Here is a 24,895-nt window from a genome sequence, read left to right on the forward strand (position 1 = left end):
GCGGCGGTTTGCGACGGCGCCAGATGGCGCGCCGACATCGCCCCGCGCCGCCCCGGCCGGGTCGAGCAGCGTTACACCCTGTGCCTGTTCCCCTATCGCGACGGCCCGCGCCAGGGCCATCGCCTGGACATATACGCCGCCACCCTGCTTCACGGCGATCAGAGCGCCGTCGCCCCGCCGCCTAACGGCCAAACGCCCGCCGCCTTCATGCGCGGCGCGGTCCAGGCGGTCGAGCGCCTGACGCGGGTTCAGGGCGTCTGGGTCGAGCAGCGGCTGGCGAACCGCGACCGCCCCTTCACCCAGGACGACGACGCCCTGTCCGCCCAGACCCACTGATCCCCGCCAAACGCAATCGCGCCCCCGGTCGGGAACCGGGGGCGCGACAGTCTTGCGGTTCTGCAGCTTCGATCAGAACTTGACGCTGAACCGGCCATAGATGCGGTTGTCGCGGTATTCGTCCTTGTAGACGCCGCTATAGCCCATCTCGACGGCCGTGCGTTCGGTCGCCTGGATGTTGAAGGCCAGGCCGCCCGAGACGACGTCGTCGCCCGGATTGGCGCCGTCGATCAGGAAGCGCGGACCATCGGCGAAGGCCGCGTCGAACACCGGACCGTCCCCGTTCAGATCGTGGGTGTAGGCCAGGTGCGTCACCGCCGACAGACGCGGCCGCCCCTCGTCGCCCGCCAGGACGGTGCGGGTACGGAAGCCGGCCGTCAGCAGATCGGCCTTCTGCTTCACCTTGCCCGACAGGGCGGCATCCCCGCCCGTTTCGGAGACGTCCGCGTCGTATTCGACGTGGCTATAGGCGCCGTAGGGTTCGAAGGTGGTGCCGCCGACCGCCCGGCTCCAGGCCACTTCGCCGTAAGCCTGCCAGACGTTGCCGTCATAGTTGCCGACCAGGGCGTTGGTGAACTGGTTCAGCTGGGCCGTGCGGTCGGTGCGGACGTCGGCGTTCGCCCACGATCCGCCGACGCGGATCTGGAAGTCGCCCACGCCGGCGCCGCCATAGACGCCGATCTGTTCGCTGTTGACCCGACCGGTCGAGCGCAGGCGCGACGACCGCAGTTCCGAGCGCGTCTCGCCCAGGGCCAGGCCGATATGCATGTCGTTCGACAGCGCCTTTTCGGCCCCGACCAGATAGCCCGAGCCTTCGCTGCGGAAGCCGGCGATCCCATCATGGGCCGAACCGCGGCCATTGCCGTAGACGCCGCTGCCCCAGACCGAAACGCCGTTGCCGGCATAGGTCGCGGCGCCGCCTTGGCTGCGGCCGCGTTCGGACATGGCCTCGCGGATCGAACGGGTGTCGGACACGGCCAGGCCGCCCAGCGAGGCGTGAACCTCGCCCGTCAGGCCGCTCAGCGCGCCCTGAACGGCCGGGACGCTGGCGTCCAGCAGGGCGTTCTCCAGCGAAAGGTCGCGGTTGGCCCCGGTCGAGGTGTTGTTGATCATGACGTCCAGCGCGCCGCCGACCGACTTCTGATTGTCGGTCAGGCCCAGCGAGGCCACGGTCACGTCGTTGCGCCGCACCGTCAGCACCACCCCGTTGGTCGAATAGGTCAGCACCGGCGCCAGGAAGGCCAGATCGCTCTGAGCCCCGCTGAAGGTCCCCGTCACCGCCCCGGTCGAGTTGATGATGTTCATCCGGGTGCGCAGGTTCCATTCGCCGTTGTCGGCCTTCAGGATGACCTGGCCGCCGTCGATCTTGGTCGTGCCGCCCACGTTCAGGCGCGAATAGGCTGCGCCGTTCACACTGGACCGTATCCACAGGAAGGAGCCCGGCTTGAAGTTCAGATTGCCCGCGACCGTCAGGGTTCCGAACGGATTGACGCCATCGCCCGGCGAGACCACCCCGCCGCTCTCCGCCGTCAGGTTCAGCAGCCGGCCCGTGCCGCCGATCATGCCGACGCCGCCGACCGTGGCGCTGGAGCGCAGCAGGCTGCCGTTGACGGTCAACAGACCGCCCTCGACGCGCGTCGGGCCGCTATAGTCGTTGGCGCCGGTCAGGATCAGCTGGCCGCCGCCCTTCTTGACCAGGCCGCCGATGTCATTGCCGAAGTTGGCCAGAACCTCGGCCGAATAGCGGTCGCGCGCATCGCCGATGTTGTTGCTCCAGACATCGAAGGTGCCCACGGCGACGGTGACGTCGCGGGTGTCGCGAAGCGCGGTCGGCCCCCGCAGCGCCACATCCATCTGCGGCGCGCCCCAGCCCGAGCGCAGATCGACGCCCGGCGTGTCCAGGTCCTTCGAGCTGGACACCAGAATGTCCGAGATCAGGGCCGTCGAATACTCCGGGAAGTTCTCCATCAGCAGGGCCGCGAAGCCCGAGATGTTCGGCGCGGCCATCGAGGTGCCGGTATAGGCCGCGTAACCCGCGCCGGTATATTTGATATACTGGTTCAGGACGCGCTGAAGCTCGTCGTTGGCGTATTGCAGCACCGCGCTGGAGAAGGCCGGCGTCAGGATCGCCATATTGCTGGTCTGAGTTAGCAGCTGCCCGAGGATCGAGGTGAAGCCATCTGGGTCGCCCATGCGGGCGCCCGAAACCAGGGTGATGGCCGCAGCTTGACGCGCGACTTCGCGTCGCCATGCATCCTCGTCGTAACCAGGACCGCCTGCGTCACGTGCATCCAAGTAGGCATACAACACGTCAAAGAATCGATTGATTGAGGCCGTCTGAAGGGCCGAGACCGTGGTCGCCGAATACAGGCCCGCATAGTTGGCGCGCGGATACAACGCCAGAATGCCCGCGCGATCCATGGTGTAGGCCGGCACCGACGAGATCACCTGCGAACCCGGTCCGGCGACGCACCAGGTCGCCGTCTGACCGCAGAAGCTGGTCGAGGGATCGGCGGCGGTGAAGCTGGAATAGTTGGCGACCGACAGCCAGTTGGAGCGTAGGCGCGGGTCGTTCAGCGGCGCCGCCGCATCAATCCCGGCGTGAACGCCATAGCCGTTGCCGGCCGAGAAGACGACCAGCACGTCCTTGTCCAACACGGGCTTGTAGAAGTCGCCGTAGTTGCGGTTGAAGGACGCCAGCACGGTCGGCAGCGAGGCGTTGAATGGCAGGGTGGTGCTGCTGCCCCAGCTGTTGTTGATGATCCGCACCTGTCCGGTATTGGCCAGATCGACGATGTTCTGGTTCTGGGTCGCGACGATCTTGCCGTCGATGACCGCATCCTTGAACCACAGGAAGTCGCCGGCCGAGAAGTTGGCGGTGGCGGCGTAGAGCTTGGCGTTGAAGGCGTTGCCGAACATCGGCTGACCCGCCACTCGGTCGCCCGCGATGGTGCCCGAGACGTGGGTGCCGTGGCCTTCCCAGCGGCGGCGCGGATTGATCAGGCCGTCGTTGCCGTATCCGGCGATCGCCTGGCTGCGCAGGCCCGTCACCTTGCCGGCCGATCCGAACAGCGGGTGGTCGACATAGACGCCCGCGTCATTGACCCCGACCGTCTGTCCCCGCCCCGTCAGCCCCATGGCGTAGGCGTGTTCCAGCCCCAGGAAACCCTTGGAATAGTCGACCGAGAACTGCGCGTCCGTTCGCCAGGAGGCCAGCGCCGTTTGATAGTTGGTCGTGCGCGTCCCGTTGGCCATATAGAAGCCGCCCGAGGGCGGCGTCGGCGCCGTCGTCGTCTGGGCGCTGGCCGCCGTGCCTGCCAGCATCGCCACGCCCGCCGTCGCGGCCAACAGGCCGAGCTTGAAACTGAAAGCCACTCTATATCTCCCCACGGCGTTTCGCCGAACGCTTAAGCTTGCAACCCCACGGCGCAATTCAGGCTCGCATTCCGCACGCGTCAGGGCCTCCCGTCAACCACATTTCCGCCACAGAGCGGGCAGCCCCTTTATCCGGGCGGGGATCAAATCCAGCCTCGCGACGCCGGCGATCGGAACGACGATCGTCCTACTGCCGCACCGCGCGCTCCAGCGCGGCGTAGAGCCGGGACGGCTCCAGCGGCTTGGCCAGCCAATCCGTCATGCCGGCGGCCTTCGTCGCGGCGATCTGCTCGTCTTCGGTTCCCGCGCTGAAGCCGATGACGGGCACGGCCGCATTGGGGCCGTTCGAGGCGCGCAGGCGCCGCGTCGTCTCATTGCCGTCGATGCCGGGCATGTTGACGTCCATCAACACGACATCGAACACCTGTTCGGCCAGGGCTTCCAGGGCCGAGGCTCCGTCCGACGCCATCGACAGTTCGACATCCAGGGGATGAAGCACCAGCGCCAGCGTGCGGCGGTTGATCTCGTGATCGTCGACGGCCAGCACCCGCAACCGCCGATCAAGCACGGGCGGGGCGGTCTCTTCCCTGTGTGCCTGATCGACCGGAACGCCGCGCGGCAGGGTGATCTCCAGCCTGAAGACGGCGCCCTGCCCCTCCTCGCTGCGCGCGGAAAGCTCCCCGCCCATCAGACGCGCCAGATCGCGACTGACCGTCAACCCAAGCCCCGTCCCGCCATAGGTGCGCGCGACCTGCGCCGACCCTTGCGCGAAGGGCGAGAACAGGCGCGCCATGGCGTCCGGCGCGATCCCAGGTCCCTGGTCGGCGACCGTCATCGCCACGGCCACATCGTCCAGCGCCCCTGCCCGCATCGTCACGCCGAAGGTCACGCATCCGCCCTGGGGCGTGAACTTCAGCGCATTGGACATCAGGTTGTTGACGATCTGGCGCAGCCGGAACGGGTCGCCCTTCAGCCAAAGCGGCTCGGCCATGGGCGAGACGCTGAGCCGCAGCCCCTTCTCGTCCGCCGCCGCCGCCCAGAACCGCGCCGTATCGTCAACAAAGGCCGCCAGATCGAAGTCCCTGGCCTCCAGCGTCATGGCGCGCGCCTCGATCTTGGAGTGGTCCAGAAGATCGTTGAGCATCCCGGTCATCAATCGGCCGGCGTCCATGATCAACTGGGCCGTCTCGGGCGTGGTTTCGGGCGTATCGCCCTTTTGAATGACATGGGCGCCGGCCAGGATGGCGCTGACGGGCGTGCGTAGTTCGTGGCTGACAATGGCGGCCATGGCGGCGCGGTCGGCCATGGCGCGCTCGGCCTGTTCCAGACGACGCTGCGCCTCGTCCAGGGCCGCGGCTTCCTGCGCACGCGCCGACTTCAGTCGCGACCAGATCACGGTGACGGCCAGCACCAGCAGGATCACCGACCCGACCAGGGGCGCCAGAGCCGGCGACGCGGGCTTGGGCGCGATGAAGGGCATGGCGATCAGGGTGGCGAAATACGGCAGGGCGCCGATCAGGAACAGGGTCTGCGATCCGATGCCGGACACCATATTGCTGACCAGGGTTCCGGCCAGGGCCATCACCGCCATGGCGGTCATGATCTGATCCCCATGGCTCCACATCACCGCGATGGCGACGGCGAAGGTGATCGAGAACACGCCCGCGCTGGACAGGGCGGTCAGCACGTGCCGCGCGTCGCTCAACGCCGCCGCGCTGCGGCGACGGTACGGCTCCATCGCGAAATATTCGAAGATCTGCACCGCCGTGCTGATCGCCAGCCAGGGCCCGACGAACGCCTTCAGCCCCGCCGTCCAGAACACCCAGGCGATCAGCAGCCCCATGGTGACGCGGACCGGCGTCTGCTTCAGACGCTCACGCGCCGCCAGCGTCAGATGGGGCGCCATCGCCGCGAACCAGGTCGCGCCGGGTCTCTCGTCGTCCAAACTCATATCCTGCATGCCGAAACAGCCATTTGCCGCCCGCACGGCCCTGCGGCCGGCCGGACGCCCCCATGCGAACTGCGCCTCGCCCCGCAGCAGGATCAGCGTAAATTTTATCCGTTAAGAAAGAAATCCTCGTGTGGCGCGAGCGCACCGGCAGCGCCCGCTCCGACAGCGCGCGCAGCAACCACAGCGCCGTATCGCTCCGGTAATCGCCATCGCAGCCTTCGCCACCGGAACCGCCTGCCTGCTCGACGCGCGAAACGCCAGCGGCGCGATAAACCCAAACCAGCGCAACAAGCGCCACAACAACAAATCGTCACCTGTGAAATAAATTTCATTGACAGAATAGTGAGCCCCATCCTGTATGCAGGTAGGGAATGATCGATTTAATCGGCGGAGGGGACGACTTGGATAATCGAGGGCGACAGCCGGTTGTCGATCGTCGCGCCCTTGTTCAGGCGGCGGCGGGCCTGACGATGGCCGCCGCTGTTTCCGCCCCCGATGTCGCACGCGCCGCTCAGGTCGCCGTCGGGCTTGAGGGCGCTCGCCGTCATCGGGTGAAGCTGGCGTTCGGATGGAAACACGCCCTGGGGCATGCCGCCGATCAGGACAAGGATTTCGGTTTCGGCCGGGACCAGCGCACCTACGCCAAGGTCGGCGGCTCGGACTCGGCGCCGATCGCGCAGGCCGCAATGGCCGATTTCGACGATTCGGGCTGGGCGTCCGTCCAGGTCCCCCACGACTGGGCGATCGACCTGCCTTACGATCCCGGCTCGGCGACGCCTGCGGACGGGCAGGACGATCCGCGCGCCGCCCATGGCTACAAGGCCCTGGGGCGGGATCATCCCGAGAACAGCGTCGGCTGGTATCGTCGCAAACTGGACGTTCCGGCCGACTGGAGCGGCCGACGTCTGGGGCTGACGTTCGACGGCGCCTTCCGCAGCGTGATCGTCTTTCTGAACGGCGTCATCGTCGCCGAACATGCGGGCGGCTATACGCCGTTCGACGTGGACATCACCGACGTAGCCAGGCCGGGAGAGGTCAACTGGCTGGTGGTCAGGGTCGACGCCAGCCTGGGCGAAGGCTGGTTCTACGAGGGAGCGGGCCTCTATCGCCACGTCTGGTTGACGGCGACCGATCCGCTGCATGTCGCGCCTTACGGGGTCTTCATTCAGGCGACGCCGAACGGCGCCGGCGCGACCGGCAAGGTTGAGGTCGCCCTTCGCAATCAGTCCGACACGCCCCGACAGGCCCTGGTGCGGATGACGGTTCTGGCGCCGAACGGGCTGGCCATGGCCAGGGCCGAGCGGTCGGTCGCGGTTGACGCCTGGGGCGAGGGGCGCAGCGAGGCGGACCTGGCGTGGGACGCGGCGCTCCTGTGGTCGCCGGCCGATCCGCAGCTTCACCGGCTGTCGGTCGAGGTCGAAATGGAGGGCGCGGCGCGCGACGCCGTCGATGTTCCGTTCGGCGTCCGTTCGGCCGTCTTCGATCCGCGCCGGGGCTTCCTTCTGAACGGGCAGCCGTTGAAGCTGCTGGGCGCCTGCTGCCACCAGGACCACGCCGGCGTCGGCGCCGCCATACCCGATGCGCTTCAGGTCTGGCGGATTCAGCAGCTCAAGGCCATGGGGTGCAACGCCTACCGCGCCGCCCACAACCCCGCGACGCCTGAACTGATGGACGCCTGCGATCGGCTGGGCATGCTGGTCATCGCCGAAACCCGTCGGATGTCTTCCGATCCAGAGTCGTTGGAGGAGCTGTCCACCCTGGTGCGGCGCGACCGCAATCGGCCTTCGGTCATCGCCTGGTCCATCGGCAACGAGGAACAGACCATCCAGGGGACGGAGGTCGGCGCGGCCATCGCCCGCACCATGAAGCGGGTCGTCAATCGCCTCGACCCGTCTCGCCCCGTCACGGCGGCCAAGGATCAGGACTTCGGCGAAGGGGTGTCGCGGGTGGTCGACATCCTGGGCTTCAACTATCGCACGCCGCAGATGGAGGGCTATCACGCCCGCTTCCCGGATCAGCCCATCATGGGCACGGAGACGGGCAGCACCGTCGCGACGCGCGGCGAATATGTGCTGGACGCCGCCCGTCACATCGTGCCGGCCTATGATCGCGAACATCCATGGTGGGCCTCGACCGCCGAGGATTGGTGGACCCTGGCGGCGGATCGTCCCTACATCGCGGGCGGCTTCATATGGACCGGCTTCGACTATCGCGGGGAGCCGACGCCCTACAATCGCTGGCCCAGCGTCGGCTCCTATTTCGGCGCGATGGATTCCTGCGGCTTCCCCAAGGACAACTATTGGTACTACCGCGCCTGGTGGCGGCCGGAGCCGATGCTGCACCTGTTCCCGCACTGGAACTGGGAAGGGCGCGAAGGTCAGGACATCGAGGTCTGGGTCCATTCCAACCTGGACCGGGTCGAGCTGTTTCTGAACGGTCGGTCGCTGGGCGCCCAGTCCGTGACGCGGAATCGTCACCTGGCCTGGTCCGTCGCCTATGCGCCGGGCGTGCTGGAAGCGCGGGGGTGGAAGGACGGGCGGCTGGTCACGACCCAAAGGCGCGAAACCGCCGGCGCGCCGGTCGCCCTGCGTCTGTCGGCGGACCGCCTCAGGCTTGTCGCCGACGGCGAGGACGTGGCGATGATCACCGTCGACGCGGTGGACGCCCGCGGCCGCCCGTGTCCGCGCGCCGCCGATCTGGTTCAGTTCCGTACGACGGGCCACGGCCGGGTCATCGGCGTCGGCAATGGCGACCCGGTCAGCCATGAAGCCGACCGCGCCGACCGGCGGCGATTATTCAACGGCCTGGCCCAGGCCATCTTGCAGACAGGCCGCCAGGGCGGCCCGATCACCATCACCGCCAGCGCTGGGGGCCTGCGTCCCGACTCGCTGCGGCTTGACGCCCGACAAACCAGACAATCGACCTGAAAACAGGCGACCAGGGGAGGATTCCATGATCATCAACCGCAAGACCATCGTCGCCGCCGGCGTATCCGCCTCGGCGCTTTTCGTGGCCGCCGCACCGGCCCTTGCTCAGACGACGGCGCCGGCCGCTGCCCCGTCCGATGGGGCGACCCAGGTCGACGAGGTCGTGGTCACGGGCATTCGCGGCGCCCTGCGCAGCGCCATCGGCGTCAAGCGACGCTCGGACCTGGTGGTCGAAGCCATCTCGTCCGAGGACATCGGCCAGTTGCCCAACGTCACCATCGCCGAAGAACTGGTGCGCCTGCCGGGCATCAACGGCACGCGCGACCGCGGCAACCAGAGCCAGGCGGCGATCCGCGGCCTGGGCCCGCGACTGGTGCTGGGCCTGGTCAACGGACGCGAGGTCGCCTCGTCCGAGCCTGACCGCAATATTCGTTGGGAAATCTACCCGTCCGAAATCGTCTCCGGCGTAGAGGTGTACAAGTCCCAGTCCGCCGATCTGGTGTCGGGCGGCATCGCCGGCACGATCGACATCCGCACGACCCGCCCGCTCGACTATCGTGGCCCCGGCTTCGTGGGCACGGCAGGGGCGGCCTACTATGACGCCGGCAAGGATCTGCCGGACTACGACCCCCTGGGCTATCGTCTGAGCGCCAACGTCAACCACGCCGTCAACGACGCCGTGGCCCTCAACCTGGGGCTGACCCGTCAGGTTCAGAAGAACGGCTATGCGACCTTCGAAGGCTGGGGCTGGAACGACGCGGCGACCGGCGGTTCGCCCGGCGACATCAACAACGACGGCCGGCCCGACGCCACCTTCTACGGCGCGCAAAGCCAGGTGAAGCGCCTGACCGAGACGCGCAACGGCGTCAACGGCGCCCTGCAATGGCGGCCGTCCGACCGGTTCGAACTGAATTTCGACGCCCTGTATTCCGACATCAAGATCGACGAAGACCAGAACCAGATCTGGTACGGAAACAACGGAACCTATGGCAACTGGGGCGGCGGTTCGTCCTGGGCCTACAGCGATCCGCAGGCCTCCTACAACCTGATCGACGGCACGGTCGTCGCGGCGCGCCTGCCCTATGCGTCGGTCACCAATGTCATCGCCAAATATACCGAGGACAAGACGCTGTTCGCCACCGGCCTGAACGGCAAGTGGAGCCTGGGCGACTGGACCCTGGTCGGCGACCTCGCCTATTCCTCGGCCAAGCGCGAGAACCTGTGGCGGGCGGTCTTCACCGAACAGTATCCGTCCCTGGCCGGCGTCGACATGACCCCCGGACGCCGGCCGTCGGCCTACGCCGTCTATGACACCGGCAACCCGGCCAGTCAGCCGCTGCAGGATTATCGCCCGGCCCAGGCGGACGGCGGCGACCTGTCGGACGAACTGACCTCGGCCCGGTTCGACGCCACTCGTTACCTGGCCGACAGCGGGATCACGGAACTGTCGTTCGGCGCGCGCGTGACCGACCGCACCAAGTCCTATGACCGCACCTTCTGGACCCAGACGCCGATCATCGCGACCTTGCCGGCCGGACTGCTGATCAGCTTCACCGTGCCGGACTTCGATACGCCGTCCTTCATCAACGGCGATTTCGACGCCGTGGCCAAGGCCGCCATCGGCGGCTTCGTCCAGCCCGCCGACAGCGCCGATCCCAAATCCGGCTGGTCCGTCAAGGAAACGGTGGCCGAGGCCTATGTGAAGGCCAAGTTCGCAGGAACCCTGATGGGCCTGCCGTTCACGGGCAATGTCGGCGCCCGCGCGGTGCAGGCCGAGACGTCCAGCCACGGTCAGGAATCGGTCAACGGCGGCGCCTATACCCCCGTCAGCGTCGATAACGACCACTTCGAGTTGCTGCCCAGCCTGAACATGACGCTGACCCTGGCGGAAGGACGGCAGTTGCGCTTCGGCTTGGCCCGCACGCTGGCGCGCCCGCCGCTGGACGAACTGCGCGCCGGCCGCACCCTGTACAACACCACGCCCCCGCCCACGGGCTCGGCCGGCAACCCGCTGCTGAAGCCCTACATCGCCAATCAGGTCGACCTGTCCTACGAATGGTATTTCGCGCCGGAGGCCCTGTTCGCCGCCGCCGTCTATTACAAGGATGTCGAGAGCCACATCGGCTATTCGACCCAGCCCGTGACGATCGGCGGCACGACCTACAACGTCACCGGCCCGTTCAACGGCGGGGGCGGCGGGATCACCGGCGCGGAACTGACCTTCCAGACGCCGTTCAGCTTCATCCCGGCGCTTCGGAACTTCGGCGTCTACGCCAACTTCGCCTATGTGGATTCCGACCTGAAGGAGTTCTATCCGGCGAACAATCCCCTGTCCGCGACGGGTCTGGCCAAGGAGACCGCGACGGTCGACCTGTGGTATTCGGACGGCAAGCTGGAGAGCCGACTGGGCTTCAAATATCACAGCCCCTTCACCGTGATCACCGGTTGGGACGGCTCCGCGCTTCGGACCCTGGAAAGCGAAAAGACCCTGGACTTCAGCACCTCCTACCAGCTGACCTCCCAGGTCGGCCTGAGGTTCCAGGCCAGCAACCTGACAGACGAGCGCGTGCGGCTTCACTACGACAACACCGCCAATCGTCTGGCCAGCGACAGCCGCTACGGACGCCGGTTCAGCCTGGACGCCACCTTCCGCTACTGAGGCGGCGCCGCTGCGCCCTGGCCTATGACCACCGGAGAATGACCATCCGTCGCTTGATTCTGCCCGCCCTCGTCGCCCTCCTCGCCCTGCCCGCGCAGGCCGAGGAGGCGCACCAGCCGACGCCGCCATTCTATTTCGGCGCCGACCTGTCCTATGTGAACGAAATGGAGGATTGCGGCGCCGTCTATCGCAAGGACGGTCAGGCCCGCGACCCCTACGCCCTGTTCGCCGAATTGGGCACGAACCTGGTGCGGGTGCGCCTCTGGCACGACGCGGAATGGACGAAATACAGCGACCTGGACGACGTGCGCCAGACGATCCGGCGCGCCCGGGCGGCGAGCATGGAGGTGCTCCTCGACTTCCACTACTCGGACGACTGGGCCGACGGCGACAAGCAGATCGTGCCCGCCGCCTGGCGATCCATCCGCGACGACACGCCCGCCTTGTCCAAGGCGGTCTACGACTACACCTTCCAGACCCTTCGCACGCTGGACGCCGAGGGCCTGATGCCCGATCAGGTCCAGGTCGGCAATGAGACCAATCCCGAACTGATGGGAGAGGCGGACTGGAAGACGACCCGTCCCGGCATCGACTGGCCGCGCAACGCCGCCCTGCTGAACGCCGGGATCAAGGCCGTGCGCGACGCCGGCGCCCAATCGGCCATCCAGCCTCTGGTCATGCTCCACATCGCCCAGCCCGAGAATGTGGAGCCCTGGTTCGCGGCGGCCTGGTCGCACGGGGTGCGCGATTTCGACCTGATCGGCCTCAGCTACTATCGCAAATGGTCCACGCGCGATCTGGACGGTCTGGAGCAGACGATCAATCGCCTGCGGCATCGCTATCCGGCCGAGGTGGTGGTGGTCGAAACCGCCTATCCCTTCACCACCGACGCCGCCGACGCCTCGCCCAATCTGCTGGGCGCCGACTCCCTGCTGCCCGACTATCCCGCCACCTATGAAGGCCAGCGCCGATACATGGTCGACCTGACCCAGCGGGTGAAGTTCGCTGGCGGCGTGGGCGTGGTCTATTGGGAGCCGGCCTGGGTCTCCACCCCCTGTTCCACCCGATGGGGCCAGGGCTCCAACTGGGAGAATGCGACCTATTTCGACTGGCGACGCGGCAACGAGGCGACCCCGGCGGCCAGCTTCGCCAAGGCGACCTATCGGGAGGCGGCGCCCCTGACCCTGACGCTGCGACGTCCCGCCGGCGCCACTGGCCCGCTGTGGCTATGGGGCGATTTCCTGGGCGCCAACGACATCGCGATCCGCCTGGCGCCCGACGCCCAGGACCCGACCCTCTATCGCTACACGACGACCGTCCAGCCGGACGCGACCCTGCGATTCCAGGTCTATGACCGCCGCCCGTTCGATCGCGGCGTCCTTGGCGACGGCCAGTTGATCGAGGCGACGGTCACCGGCCAGGGCTTCAGCGCAAGTTATGTGGTCCAGCATTGACCCGATATCGCTGTCGCGCCCGGCGGGCATAGGCTCGACCTGACAGGCCCCGGCGAGCCGGCGTCATGCCGGCCTGATTGATTTCCCGCCCCTGTGCGGCGGTTCGCTCGCCTGGGCGTCACACGGCTGTTGAGGAGGCGTGGTTCAGGATCGTTGTTTGAGGGACGCGCGATGTCTGGCGGCGTCCCACGGAGATCGATCATGAGCGCCCTTCTCGCCACCCTGTTTCTGGCCGCGACCGCCTGCGACCCGGCCGCCGCCGATGTGCGCGCGGCAGGGGGCGACGCCTGCGCCGCGGCCTGGATGGACCGGACGTTGCGGATGAACGACATCGCCGCCGTCGGCGCCCACAACGCCTATAAGCTGGCCATTCCCGAGGCGGAGCTGGCGGCGATGACGGCGGTCGATCCGCGCGCGTCGGGCCTGGACTACGCCCACCGGCCGCTCGCGGAACTGCTGGACGCCGGCGCGCGCCAGCTGGAGATCGACGTGCTGAACGATCCGCAGGGCGGTCGCTACGCCCATCCGTTGTCGGCGCTGGGGCGCGGCGCCGGCGCGCCGGTCGGCGCGGCCTTCCAGCAGGCGATGGCGCGGCCGGGGTTCAAGGTGCTGCATATGCCCGATGTGGATTTCCGCAGCAGTTGCCTGACCCTCGTCGCCTGTCTGACGCAGATTCGCGACTGGTCGGCGGCCCATCCCGATCATGCGCCGATCCTGATCCTGCTGAACGCCAAGACGGGTTCGCCCTCTATGCCCGGCGGGGTCGCGCCGCTGGACTTCGACGGGGCGGCCTGGGATGCGCTGGATACAGAAATCCGCTCGGTGTTCGACGCCGGACATCTGATCACCCCCGATCAGGTGCGCGGAGGCCACGCCACCCTGCGCGAGGCTGTGACGGCGGGCGCATGGGCCACGCTGGGCGCCGCGCGGGGCAAGGTCTTCTTCGCCCTGGACGAAGGCCAGGAAAAGGTCGCCGCCTATGCCCAAGGCCGGCCGTCGCTTCAGGGCCGGGCGATGTTCGTGAACACCGACGAGACCAGCCCCGCCGCCGCCTATCTGACGCTGAACGATCCGGTGGGCCAGCAGGCGCGCATTCGCGAAGCCGTGCGCCGGGGCTTCATCGTGCGGACCCGCGCCGACGCCGACACGGTTGAGGCCAGGACGGCCGACGTGTCGCGCCGCACCGCCGCCTTCGCCAGCGGGGCGCAATATGTGTCGACCGACTACTACTGGGCAGACCCGCGCTTCCCGACCTATGAGGTGCGTCTGCCGGGCGCCGAGGCGGCGGCCTGCAATCCGGTGCGGGCGGCGGCGCGCTGCGACGGCCTGGCGGTCGAAATGGTGACGGGCGCCCCTGTGCGCGGCTATCTGGCGCCGGCGGATCGGCCCGACCTGACGACGGTCCTGGCCCCGCCGCCCGCGCCGGGATCGCCCCGCGACCGCGCCAATGCCGAGGTGTTCCGCGAGACCCGCGCGCTGCAGGGCACGCCGCGCTGGGACCTGGCGACGGCGGACGTTTCGGGCGACAAATACGACCATTTCGCCCAGGCCCTGGGCGTGCGCCTGACGCCGGAGACGGCGCCGGTGCTGACCGCCCTGCTGGACCGTTCGGGAAATGACCGGTCGGTCGTCGGCGTGGCCAAGGATCATTGGGGGACCAAGCGGCCCTACCTCGGCACGGACCTGCCGATCTGCGAGGCCAAGACCGATCACCTGGCGGGCAATCCCGACTATCCGTCCGGCCATTCGGCGCATGGGATGCATATCGCCATGATCCTGGCCGAACTGGCGCCCCAGCGGGCCGACGCCCTCTATGCGCGGGGGCGTGAGTTCGCCGAGAGCCGGTTCGTCTGCGGCTCGCATACCTACAGCGCCGTGGAGGCCGGCATCCTGTCGGGGGCGGTGATCTATGGCGCCGAGCAGCGGTCCGATGTGTTCCGGCGCGACATGGAGGCGGCTCGCGCCGAGGTTCAGGCGGCGCTCGCAAAGGCCGGAATCGCGCAGGTTCGGGCCCCGAACGCGACAGCGCCGTGAACCTTGAGTGAAATCGACTGTCACATGCTGAGGGACCGCGCAGGGCCGTCGTTGAGGGCGTTAGATCGGCCGGCGTGAGACGCCACGGGGCCGGTCGGCGCGTCTCGCCACGAGGCGCGCCAGGCTCTCTGGGGGTAGTCCAAATGAAGAACCACATCCTCGGCACGACGGCCCTGGTCGTCGCGGCCGCCACGCCGTTCGCCGCCTTCGCGCAGAACGCGGCCCCGACGTCTTCGGACGTCGCCCAGGTCGACGAGATCGTCGTCACCGGCAGCTATCGCCGCAGCCTGGAGCAGGCGGTCGACATCAAGCGCAAGGGCGTCGGCTTCTCCGACTCCATCGTGGCGACCGACGTCGCCAACTTCCCCGAACAGAACCTGGCCGAGGCGCTGCAACGCATTCCCGGCGTGACCATCGAACGCAATCGCGGCCTGGGCCAGCGGGTGTCGGTGCGCGGCCTGCCCAGCGAGTTCACCTTCGTCACCATCAACGGCCTGGCGACCGCCTCGGGCAGCGGCGGCCGGGATGTCGAGTTCGACATCTTCGCCTCCGAGATCATCCAGCAGGTCACGGTGCAGAAGTCGCCCCGCGCTGCGGACGAGGAAGGCGGCATCGCCGGCTCGGTCAACATCTCGACCGCCCGCCCCTTCGACTATGAAGGTCGCCGCGTCGTGGCCTCCGCCGAGGGCGCCTACAACTCCATCTCCGAGAAGACCGATCCCAAACTGTCGTTCCTGGCCAGCGACACCTGGGGCGACTGGGGCGGTCTGGTGTCGTTCTCGACCGCGCGCCGCACCAACCGCACGGACTCGGAATCGGGCATCAACTTCCGTCCGCTGACGCGCTTTCTGGCCACATCGACCGGCGCGCGGGGCGCCCAGGCCCAGGCCGTGCTGGCGCGCGACGCGGGCGTAGTGGTCCAGAACCGCGCCAACACCGCCGAGACCGACCGGATCATCTTCCAGGACAAGGTCGGCGACCGCGCCTATCTGAACACCCAGGACCAGTGGGGCGGCGCCGTGTCGCTCCAATACCGGCCGTCATCCAACTTCAGCCTGGCGTTCGACGCCCTGATCGGCCGCTACGAGGCCACCGAGGACCAGTATGACGCGGCGGCCTATTCGGCCTCCAGCCGTTCGACGCTGGAGACCATCCACGAGTACGACAAGACCACCCTCGCCGAGTACGGCATGGTGGTGCTGCGCGACGTCTCCTACACCGCCACCCAGCACGAGATGCTCTCTAAGGAGCAGATCAACGAGACCGACTATCGCCAGTTCGGGACCGAGCTGAACTGGAGCGGCGACAGCTGGAAGCTGCACGCCCTGGCCGGCTATTCCGGCGCCGAGAAGACGCTGGATTACGCTAATCTGAAACACGTCGCCTACGCTCCGTCGCGCACCCGCTGGACGGCGGACGGCGGCGAGACGATCAAGAGCGCCAACCCGGCCTCGATCGACATGTACAACAGCCCCGAACGCTATCTGTTCGAGGCCTATGAGACGACGCTGGAACACATCCAGGACGACAAATACGCCGCCCAGATCGACTTCACCAAATATCTGGGTCTCGACGTCTTCCCGGCCCTGACCAGCATCCAGATCGGCGCGCGCTATACGGACAAGTCCAAGGAGCGCCAGTACGGCGAACTCAAGGTGCAAGGAACGGCTGCAGGCCGGGTCGATTATCTGAACCGGCCGATGTCGCAAAGCGAGTTGACGCCCATCGGCGATCTGGTGCCCGGCGGCCGCTTCCGGGTGCGGGACCTGAGCTGGAGCCAGGTGTCGAACGACTACGCCCGGCGCACCTTCCGCTACGACGGCTTCTTCACGCCGTTCAACGTCGGCGACTACTATGAAGTGTCCGAAAAGGTGCTGGCCCTCTACGCCATGGCCGACCTGAACTTCGACGTCGGTCCTGTGCCGGTCTCGGTCAACGGCGGCGCCCGCTACATCGACACCTCCATCACCTCCTCGGGCTATCACCAGATCCAGAACCCGAACGGTACGACCGGCTATACGTCCGATCCGGTGTCCAGCGACGGGAGCTACGACAAGGTGCTGCCCAGCGTGAACGTGACGGCGGACCTGACCGACAGTCTGATCTTGCGCGCCGCCGCGTCCGAGACCCTGATCCGTCCGGCCCTGACCGATCTGGCCTACAAGCGCACGGCCAGCTTCAACTCGTTCCGCTTCACCGACGGCAACCCGAACCTGAAGCCGACCTACGCCAAACAGTGGGAAGTCGGGCTGGAGCAATATCTGGGCGACGGCGGCCTGCTGGCGGTTTCCTACTTCTGGAAGGAGATCGAGGGGGTGGTGCGCCAGGCCCTGACGGGCACGGTCCCGAACGTGACCAAATACAACGCCAACGGCACCATCGACGGCGTCTACACCTTCGACGTCTATCAGCCGATCAACGAGCCGGGCTCCTACGAGGTCAGCGGGGTCGAACTGGTCGCCATCGTGCCGTTCGGACAGTTCTATGCGCCGCTGGAAGGGTTCGGGATCAACGCCAACTATACGGTGCTGGACAGTTCGCTGACCGGATCGTCCAAACTGGGCATCCCCACCCCGCCGGTCGGCCTGGCCGACAACGCCTACAACGTCACCCTGTTCTACGAGAACGCCAGGTTCCAGGCGCGGGCGTCCTATAACTACAAGGACAAATACGTCGAAGGCATCGGCTACGAGATGTATCCGATCTGGCGCGAAGGCTATGGCCAGCTGGATATGTCGGCCAGCTACAATCTGACCGACAGGCTGCAGATCAATCTGGAAGGCATCAACGTCACCGACGAGGCGACCAAGGGCTATACGATGAACCCGTCCTTCCCGACGATGTACGAACTGTCGGGCCGCCGCATCAATCTGGGGCTTCGGCTGGAGTTCTGACGCACCTGTGACCCTGACGTCGTACCCCGACCGGCTGGCGGGCGCGTGATCCCCGCGCGCTCGCCTCGCCGAGACGCTCCCTCCGCCGGAGGGGGCGTCTTTGCGCGTGCGCCGCAGGGTTCGACGGCAGGCGAGATCGAACGGCTGCGCGCCGACCTGATCGCCTATCTGCAACGCAGGACGCGCGGCGACGCCGACGCCGAGGATGTGGTGCAGGAGGCGTTCGTCCGCTTTCACCGGGCGGGCCACGACCTGGGCGGCGCCGATTCTCGGCCCCTGCTTTTCGTGATCGCGCGCAACCTTCAGCTGGACCGCTGGAAGGCCGCCGGACGGGAAACGGCGCGGCGCAGTCCGCATGACATCAACGACCTGGTCGACGGCCCCCAGGCCATCGCCAGCGAAGCGCCCGACGCCGAAGACGGGCTGATACGGCGCCAGAACCTGGCCGCCGCCGCCGCCGTGATCCGCGCCCTGCCGCCCAGGACGCGCGACGCCTTTCTGCTGCATCGGTTCGAGAACCTGACCTATCGTCAGATCGCCGGCCGGCTGGGCGTCTCGGTCAGCATGGTCGAGAAACACATCGCCGAAGCGCTCCGTCAACTGAAGAAATCGCGCGATGACTGAGGTGTCGCCCATTCGGATCGTTGTAGATTTCGAGACGGGTCGCGACGGCGGACCGCGACGCCCGGTGAAGAGGAGACCGCCACGCCGATGCTGCAGCGCCTGAACATTCTGATCGCGCGACGTCCCCGGACGGCCGAGGCGTGGCTGGCCCGGATGGCGCGGCCGGGCGTCGGCGCGCGCGATCAGGCGGGCCTGCTGGCCTGGCTGGAGGCGGACCCCGATCACCTGCGTCAGTATCGGCAGGCCAAGGCCGATCGAGCCGCGCTGGAACCGCTGAAAGGCGCCTTCGCCGACGACCTCGCGGCCCTGCGATCCTCGCGTCGAACGCCGGTGGTCCGGCGTTCCGTCCTGACCGGCGCCCTGGCCGGGGGCGTGGTCGCAGCAGCGGTCGCCGCCGTGTTCGTGGTCCCGATGACGACGGCCGTTCCTGAGGCGCGCCTGTACGAAGGCGCGCCGGGCAGGATCACCGACATCGCCCTGGACGACGGATCGCATATGACGCTGGACGCCGGTTCGGCCGTGCGCGTCGCCCTGGGACGCGACGCCAGACGCGCCACGCTGGAACGCGGCGCCGCCTATTTCGACGTCGCCCACGACACGTCGCGCCCCTTCCAGGTGGCCGTCGCGGATCGCCGCGTGATCGTGACCGGCACCCGGTTCGTGACGGCCCTGACCGGCGACGCGGCCCAGGTGTCGCTGCTGCAAGGCCGTGTGGCCATCTCGACGCGCGATGTCGGCGCCAAGGACGCGCTGGACGACGCGATGGTCCTGTCGCCCGGCGAACGGGCGGACTTCCGCGCGGGACGACCCGGTCTGAGCAAGACAGGCGCCGACGTGAACATCACCACGGCCTGGCGCCAGCGACGGCTGGTGTTCCTGGACGCGCCGCTCTCGCAGGTGATCGCGGCGGCGGCCCGTTATGGCGATCATCCGCTGATCCTGGCCGACCCCGCCCTTAGGCGCACGCACGTCACCCTGGTCCTGCCGCTGGAGGGCCCGCAACCGCTGGAGCAGCGCCTGACCGCGCTTCTGCCCATCCGCATCGAGACCGCCGACGACGGGCGCCGGATCGTCAGGCGCGAATAGACCCCGGCGCAATCCCGACGCTTCGCGGACTTGTCACGCGGCTGCGTTAAGGCCTTCACGGTTCCTGTCCTGCCCGAGGCCCGCCGTTGAGATCGCTCGCTGCATCGCTGCCCGTCGGCGCGCGACGCGGCGACGGTCGGACACTGGCCGCGACCGGTCTCCTGCTTTCTCTGGCGGCGGCCCACCCGGCGCAGGCCCAGACAGAGCCCGCCATCCAGACCTTCGACATCGACAGCCAGGCCGCGCAGTCCGCCCTGCTGCACCTGTGTCTTCAGGCGGGCTGCGAACTGGCCTTCGTGCAACGTCCGGGTCAGGAGGTCCGCACCCGCGCCGTCCACGGCCGCATGAGCTGGCGCGCGGCGCTGGTCGTCATGCTGCAGGGCACCGATCTGCGCTATCGGTTCGTGGGCGCGCGCGGCGTGCGCCTGTGGGTCGAGCCCCGGCGCCCCGCCCCCACGCACCGCGTCGCTGCGCCCGTCGCCGCGACCGAGGTGGAGGCGGTCGAGGTCGTGGGGCGACTGTCGGACCAGATCGACCGCGCGCTTCGTCATAAGCGTGACGCCGACGTGATCTCCGACGGCGTGTCGGCCGAACGGATCGGCGACCTGCCGTCCGCCAATCTGGCCGAGGCGCTTCAGCGTGTGCCGGGCGTGGCCATCGAGCGCGAGGTCGGCGAGGGCCAGTTCGTCAGCGTGCGCGGCCTGGGCCCGCTGTTCCAGTCCGTGACCCTGAACGGCGCGCCGGTGGCCTTCAACGAGAATATCCGCAACTCGACGCAGAGCGGCCGTCAATTCCGCTTCCGCGCCCTGTCGGTGGACCTGCTGGCGGGGGCCAGGCTGACCAAGTCCGCCGCCGCCGACCTGCCCGACGGCGGCATCGGATCCAACATCGACATCCAGACGCAAAGCGGTCTGGACGGCGCGGCCTTTCTGACGGCGCGGCTGGGCGCCGAGACCTCCGAGCGCCGGTCCGATCTCGGCCCCGATGGATCGCTGGCCGGCCGCTGGGTGTCGCCCGACGGCGCCTTCGGCGTGGTCGCGGGCCTGTCTCAGGAAGGCCGGGCGGTGCGCTATGATCGTTTCCAGATCATGCGCTACGGCGAACAGATGCTGGACGGGCGCACGATCGCCGTTCCCAACGATGTGCGAACCACAGTCGAACAGGAAGATCGCCGCAGACGCAGCGCCTTCCTGGGCGCCGACTGGCAGGCCAGGCCGGGCGTCCGCTTCGACGTCGACGCCCTGGCCTCCACCTTCGACAACGCCATACGCGAGGATCGGCTGGTCTTCGGCCTGGGCGAGCGACTGACGCGGCCGGGCGGCGCCGTCCAGGTGCGCGACGGCGTCGTCGTCGCCGGGCGGGTCGTCGATGGCCGCATCGACAACAACACCGAATTCTCCGACCAGTCGCACCTGAACCTGGCCGCCTCCATCGGCGCCGAAATCGAGCACGGCGCCTGGCGCCTGGTCCCGCGCATCAGCCTGTCCAGCGCCCATTCGGTTCTGGAGACGCCTCTGGAACGGTTGTCGGTCCAGTCGCCCGCAGGCGTAGGCTACGGCTTCGATCTGGCCGATGCGGCGGACCGGCGGAAAGCCGCGACCTTGGCTACGGACTTCGACCTTCTGGACCCGTCGCGGCTGACGCTGGCGCAGCTGGCGATCCGGGCGGTGGAGTCGCGCGACGAGGACATGACCGCCGCTGTGGACGTGCGGCGCCGGCTGGACTGGGGGTCGGGCGGCCTGCGGTTCACCAGCCTGCGCCTGGGGACGCAGTGGGGCCGACGCAGCCGTGACTATCAACGGCGCGACCGCCGCGCCGCCTTGCGAAACGAGGCGGACGGCATCGCCGGACTGTTCGATGCGGCCGTTCCCGCCGATGTCTTTTCGGATCTGGTCGGCGCACGTCCCGGCCCCTGGATCGTCAGCGACTTCGCTCGCGTGCGGGCGGCGTTCGCCACGCCGGGCGAGCGCGCTGACGTCGTGTTCCGTCCCGGTGATCTGGTCGCGACCGGCACGGACCTGCAGAACAGCTATGGCGTCCAGGAGCGGATCGGCGCCGTCTACGCCCGGCTCGATTTCGAAGGATCGGGCGCGGGCCTGGCCTGGTCCGGCAATGCGGGGCTGCGGCTGGTGCGCGCCCGCACCCGCGTCGAAGGCGCCCGCATGATAGACGCCCAGGGGCGCGCCGAGGTTCGGCCGGTCGCCCACGACAGCCGCGACACCCAGCTTTTGCCGAGCCTGAACCTGGCGGCCGATATGGGCGACGGCCAGATGCTGCGGCTGGCCGCGTCCCGCAGCCTGACGCGCCCGTCCCTGGCCGATCTTCGCGCCTCCACCGTGCCGGCCAGCGTTCTGGTCTCGGCCATCGCCGTGCGCGGTCAGGCGGCGGTCGATCGCCCCGAACCGGGGGTGATCTTCAGCGGCGTCGGCGGCAACCCCTCGCTGACGCCCTATCTCGCGACCAATCTCGACGTCTCCTATGAGATCACCGGCCGCCGGACCAGTTTCAGCCTGGCCGCCTTTCACAAGACCATCGACGACTTCATCCAGGCCGAGGCGGCGACCGAGACCCTGGTCTTCGAAACCCAGACCGGCGTCGCCGTCCACGCCGACGTCCTGATGTCGCGGCCGCACAACGTCGGTCGCGCCCGGATCGACGGGGTGGAGATGGGATTGCACCGGCGCCTGCCGGGCGGGCTCGGCGTCTGGGCCAACGCGACCTGGACCCACAGCCGGCTGGCGGGCGGCGAGCGGCTGACGGGCGTGTCCGACCTGGCCTGGTCGATCAATCCCTATCTGGAGCACGGGCCTCTGGCGGTGAACCTGTCGTGGTCATGGCGCTCGGCCTTCCGGTCCGAGGCGGACCTTCAGGGCGGCGGCGTCTCGGCCTTCGTCATCGGGCCGGCCGGCTATATGGACGCGCAGGCGACCTATCGGATCGACCAGCGGACCCGGTTGTCGATCGCGGCGACCAACCTGACGGACACGCGCGACCTGGCCTACGAAGACTCCACGACGCGTCTGCTCCAGCTCGGTTCGGCGGGCCGACAGTTTTCCATCGGGCTGGAATTCAACTGGTAGCTTTCTTCCGGTGTGAAGGCGGATCGAGCGCTCGCACCGTCATCCATCGCAAGGCGCGCCATGGGGCGACCGTTCTCGCCCATGATCCGATCGCCGTGTTGCCTTGCACGCAACAGGCGTGCCGGATCGGGCGATAACGGCCCGTTCGCGAACCGGGTAGTCGGCTCCGGAACTTCCGGGGATATCGAATGAAGACCGCGCTAATCGCCGCCGTCAGCCTGAGCGCCGTGGCGCAGGCTGTCCAAGCCCAGAGCAACGATGCGACACAGGTCGGCGAGATCGTCGTCACCGGCACCCGTTCCGCCGGGCGCAGCGCCCTGGCGGCGTCCACGCCGATCGACGTCGTCTCGACCGAGGCGATGGAGGCCACGGGCTATACGGATCTGAACCGCGCGCTGAACCAGTTGCAGCCGTCGGTCAACTTCGCCCGCGCCGCGACCACGGCGACCGCCGCCAACACCCGGCCGATCACCCTGCGCGGTCTGGCGCCGGACCAGGTTCTGGTCTTGGTCAACGGCAAGCGCAGGCACGCCAACAGCGTGCTGAACGTCAACAACAGCATCGGCCGGGGCTCCGCCGGGGTCGATATGGACGCCGTTCCCGAAAGCGCCATCGCCCGGATCGAGATCCTTCGCGACGGCGCCGCCGCCCAATACGGCTCGGACGCCATCGCGGGGGTGGTGAACATCATCCTGAAATCCAATGCCGGGGGCGGCGCGGCCTTCGCCTCGGCCGGGGTGACCGGAGAGGGCGACGGCGAAACCTGGGCCACGGGCGGCCATATCGGTTTCGCCATCGGGGACGGCGGCCATCTGACCCTGTCGGCCGAGGCTCGCGGTCAGGCCGCGACCAATCGCGCCCATGTCGACCAACGGTTCGGTCGGGTGACCTATCGCATCGGCGATCCCAAGAGTTCGGCCCAGTCCGCCGCCTTCGACGCGGCCCTGCCGCTGGGCGGCGTGGAAATCTACGGCTTCGGCACGCTGACGCACAAGGTGTCGAACAACGCCGCCGGCTTCCGCATTCCGGGCTTCTCGGCCGCCTGGCCGAACGGCTTTCTGCCGATCATCGAGCCGACCATATGGGACGGCGCCCTGACGGCGGGTCTGCGCGGCGCATGGGCGGGGTTCGATCTGGATCTGAGCCAGACCTACGGCCGCAACGGCGCCGACTTCGACGTCCGTGACACGGCCAACGCCTCGCTGGGCGCGGCCAGCCCGACGCGCTTCGATTCCGGCGGCGTGAAATACGAGCAGTGGGTCACGGACGCGACCGCCTATCGGCCCTTGGCTCTGATGGCGGGCGGCAATCTGGCGCTCGGCGGTCAGTTGCGCCACGAGACCTATGCGATCCGCAACGGCGAGCCGGACGCCTATTTCGGACTGGGCGCCGACGGTTTCGCCGGCTTCAATCCGCGCAATCCCACCGACGCCAGGCGCGACGCCCAGGCCGCCTTTGTCGATATGGAGCTTCGTCCCGTCGCATCCATCTTCCTGGGGCTGGCGGCGCGCTACGACCACTATGACGACTTCGGCGGCGATACGACCTATCGGGCCACGGCGCGCTGGGACGTGACGGAGGGTCTGGCGGTGCGGGCCTCGGCCGGGACGGGGTTCAAGGCGCCGTCGCTGCAGCAGCAGTATTTCAGCGCGATCCAGGGCGCGACCTCTGCCGGGCAACTGGTGACGGTCGGCACCCTGCCGGTGTCGGACCCGGTGGCCAAGGCCCTGGGTGCCCAGGATCTGAAGCCCGAACGCAGCCGCAATCTCAGCGCCGGCGTCGTGGTGGGGCCTTGGCGCGGCTTCAGCGCGACGGCGGACTATTTCGACATCCGCATCGACGACCGCATCGCCCTGAGCGAGCAGCTTTCGGGCGCGGCCGTCGTCGCGGTGCTGCGCGCGGCGGGCATCACCAACTTCCAGCAGGCGCGCTTCTTCACCAATGCGGTGGACACGACCACCAAGGGATTTGAAATCATGGCCCGCTGGCGAGGCGATCTGGACGATCGGACCGCCCTGAGCCTGAACCTGGGTTACGGTCGGTTCGACTCGGCCCTGGACAGGCAGCGCGCCAATCCCGTGCTGCCGACCCTGCCGCTGTTGAACACCAAGTCCATCCTGTTCCTGACCGAGGCCCAGCCCAAGTACAAGATCACGGGCCAGGCGGTGCTGTCGCGCGGCCCCCTGTCCGTCCAGCTGTCCACGGCCGTGTTCGGCGACTATGTCTCGGCGCCGCTGGTGGCGCCTCAGACCTTCGACGGACGCTACACCGTCGATGTGTCCGCCACCTACGAGGTTCGCCCCGGCCTTACGCTGGAGGGCGGCGTTCAGAACCTCAGCGACGTACGCCCCCAGGAACTGGAATGGCCGGCCGCCAGCCTGGCCGCCACGGGCGGCAGTTTCCCGACCGGCGAAGAGAGGCCGCTGGGCGTGAACGGACGCAGTTTCTTCATCCGCGCCTCGGCCCGGTTCTGAA

At 68.2% G+C, this 24,895-nt stretch carries 13 protein-coding genes; 10 read left to right on the forward strand and 3 right to left on the reverse strand.

Annotated elements, in window-relative coordinates:
• On the forward strand, positions 1-336 hold a 336-nt coding region (locus RTU05_RS06220), incomplete at its 5' end, for a hypothetical protein (RefSeq protein ID WP_312596622.1).
• A 72-nt stretch (positions 337-408) separates the two neighbouring features.
• Here RTU05_RS06220 and RTU05_RS06225 read toward each other — a convergent pair.
• The 3 genes from RTU05_RS06225 to RTU05_RS06235 form a co-directional block, all read right to left on the reverse strand.
• Positions 409-3,711, reverse strand: coding sequence for a S8 family serine peptidase (locus RTU05_RS06225; protein WP_312596624.1), 3,303 nt, complete (start codon positions 3,709-3,711; stop codon positions 409-411).
• Positions 3,712-3,898: 187 nt separating this feature from the next.
• Complete coding sequence (locus RTU05_RS06230; protein ID WP_312596626.1) at positions 3,899-5,656, reverse strand: ATP-binding protein; 1,758 nt, start codon at positions 5,654-5,656, stop codon at positions 3,899-3,901.
• Positions 5,657-6,042: 386 nt separating this feature from the next.
• Positions 6,043-6,210: a hypothetical protein gene (locus RTU05_RS06235; RefSeq protein ID WP_312596628.1), complete on the reverse strand. Its 168-nt coding sequence runs from the start codon at positions 6,208-6,210 to the stop codon at positions 6,043-6,045.
• A 3-nt stretch (positions 6,211-6,213) separates the two neighbouring features.
• On the opposite strand from RTU05_RS06235, the gene galA reads away from it, so the two are divergent.
• The 9 genes from galA (at position 6,214) to RTU05_RS06280 (ending at position 24,894) form a co-directional block, all read left to right on the forward strand.
• Positions 6,214-8,589: a beta-galactosidase GalA gene (gene galA / locus RTU05_RS06240; RefSeq protein WP_312596630.1), complete on the forward strand. Its 2,376-nt coding sequence runs from the start codon at positions 6,214-6,216 to the stop codon at positions 8,587-8,589.
• A 25-nt stretch (positions 8,590-8,614) separates the two neighbouring features.
• Positions 8,615-11,248, forward strand: coding sequence for a TonB-dependent receptor (locus tag RTU05_RS06245; RefSeq protein WP_312596632.1), 2,634 nt, complete (start codon positions 8,615-8,617; stop codon positions 11,246-11,248).
• 38 nt (positions 11,249-11,286) lie between these two features.
• Positions 11,287-12,702 (forward strand): glycosyl hydrolase 53 family protein, encoded by a 1,416-nt coding sequence (locus RTU05_RS06250; protein WP_312596634.1) that lies wholly within the window; start codon positions 11,287-11,289, stop codon positions 12,700-12,702.
• A 201-nt stretch (positions 12,703-12,903) separates the two neighbouring features.
• Positions 12,904-14,736: a Ca2+-dependent phosphoinositide-specific phospholipase C gene (locus RTU05_RS06255; protein WP_312596636.1), complete on the forward strand. Its 1,833-nt coding sequence runs from the start codon at positions 12,904-12,906 to the stop codon at positions 14,734-14,736.
• A 143-nt stretch (positions 14,737-14,879) separates the two neighbouring features.
• Positions 14,880-17,630: a TonB-dependent receptor gene (locus tag RTU05_RS06260; protein ID WP_312596637.1), complete on the forward strand. Its 2,751-nt coding sequence runs from the start codon at positions 14,880-14,882 to the stop codon at positions 17,628-17,630.
• A 45-nt stretch (positions 17,631-17,675) separates the two neighbouring features.
• Positions 17,676-18,254, forward strand: coding sequence for an RNA polymerase sigma factor (locus tag RTU05_RS06265; RefSeq protein ID WP_312596639.1), 579 nt, complete (start codon positions 17,676-17,678; stop codon positions 18,252-18,254).
• Positions 18,255-18,341: 87 nt separating this feature from the next.
• Positions 18,342-19,340, forward strand: coding sequence for a FecR domain-containing protein (locus RTU05_RS06270; RefSeq protein WP_312596641.1), 999 nt, complete (start codon positions 18,342-18,344; stop codon positions 19,338-19,340).
• Positions 19,341-19,426: 86 nt separating this feature from the next.
• Complete coding sequence (locus RTU05_RS06275) at positions 19,427-22,420, forward strand: TonB-dependent receptor (RefSeq protein ID WP_312596643.1); 2,994 nt, start codon at positions 19,427-19,429, stop codon at positions 22,418-22,420.
• 188 nt (positions 22,421-22,608) lie between these two features.
• Positions 22,609-24,894: a TonB-dependent receptor gene (locus RTU05_RS06280; RefSeq protein WP_312596645.1), complete on the forward strand. Its 2,286-nt coding sequence runs from the start codon at positions 22,609-22,611 to the stop codon at positions 24,892-24,894.
• The last annotated feature ends 1 nt before the right edge of the window (position 24,895 follow it).

Origin of the sequence: Brevundimonas sp., assembly GCF_032017145.1 — a bacterium.
Lineage (GTDB): Bacteria > Pseudomonadota > Alphaproteobacteria > Caulobacterales > Caulobacteraceae > Brevundimonas.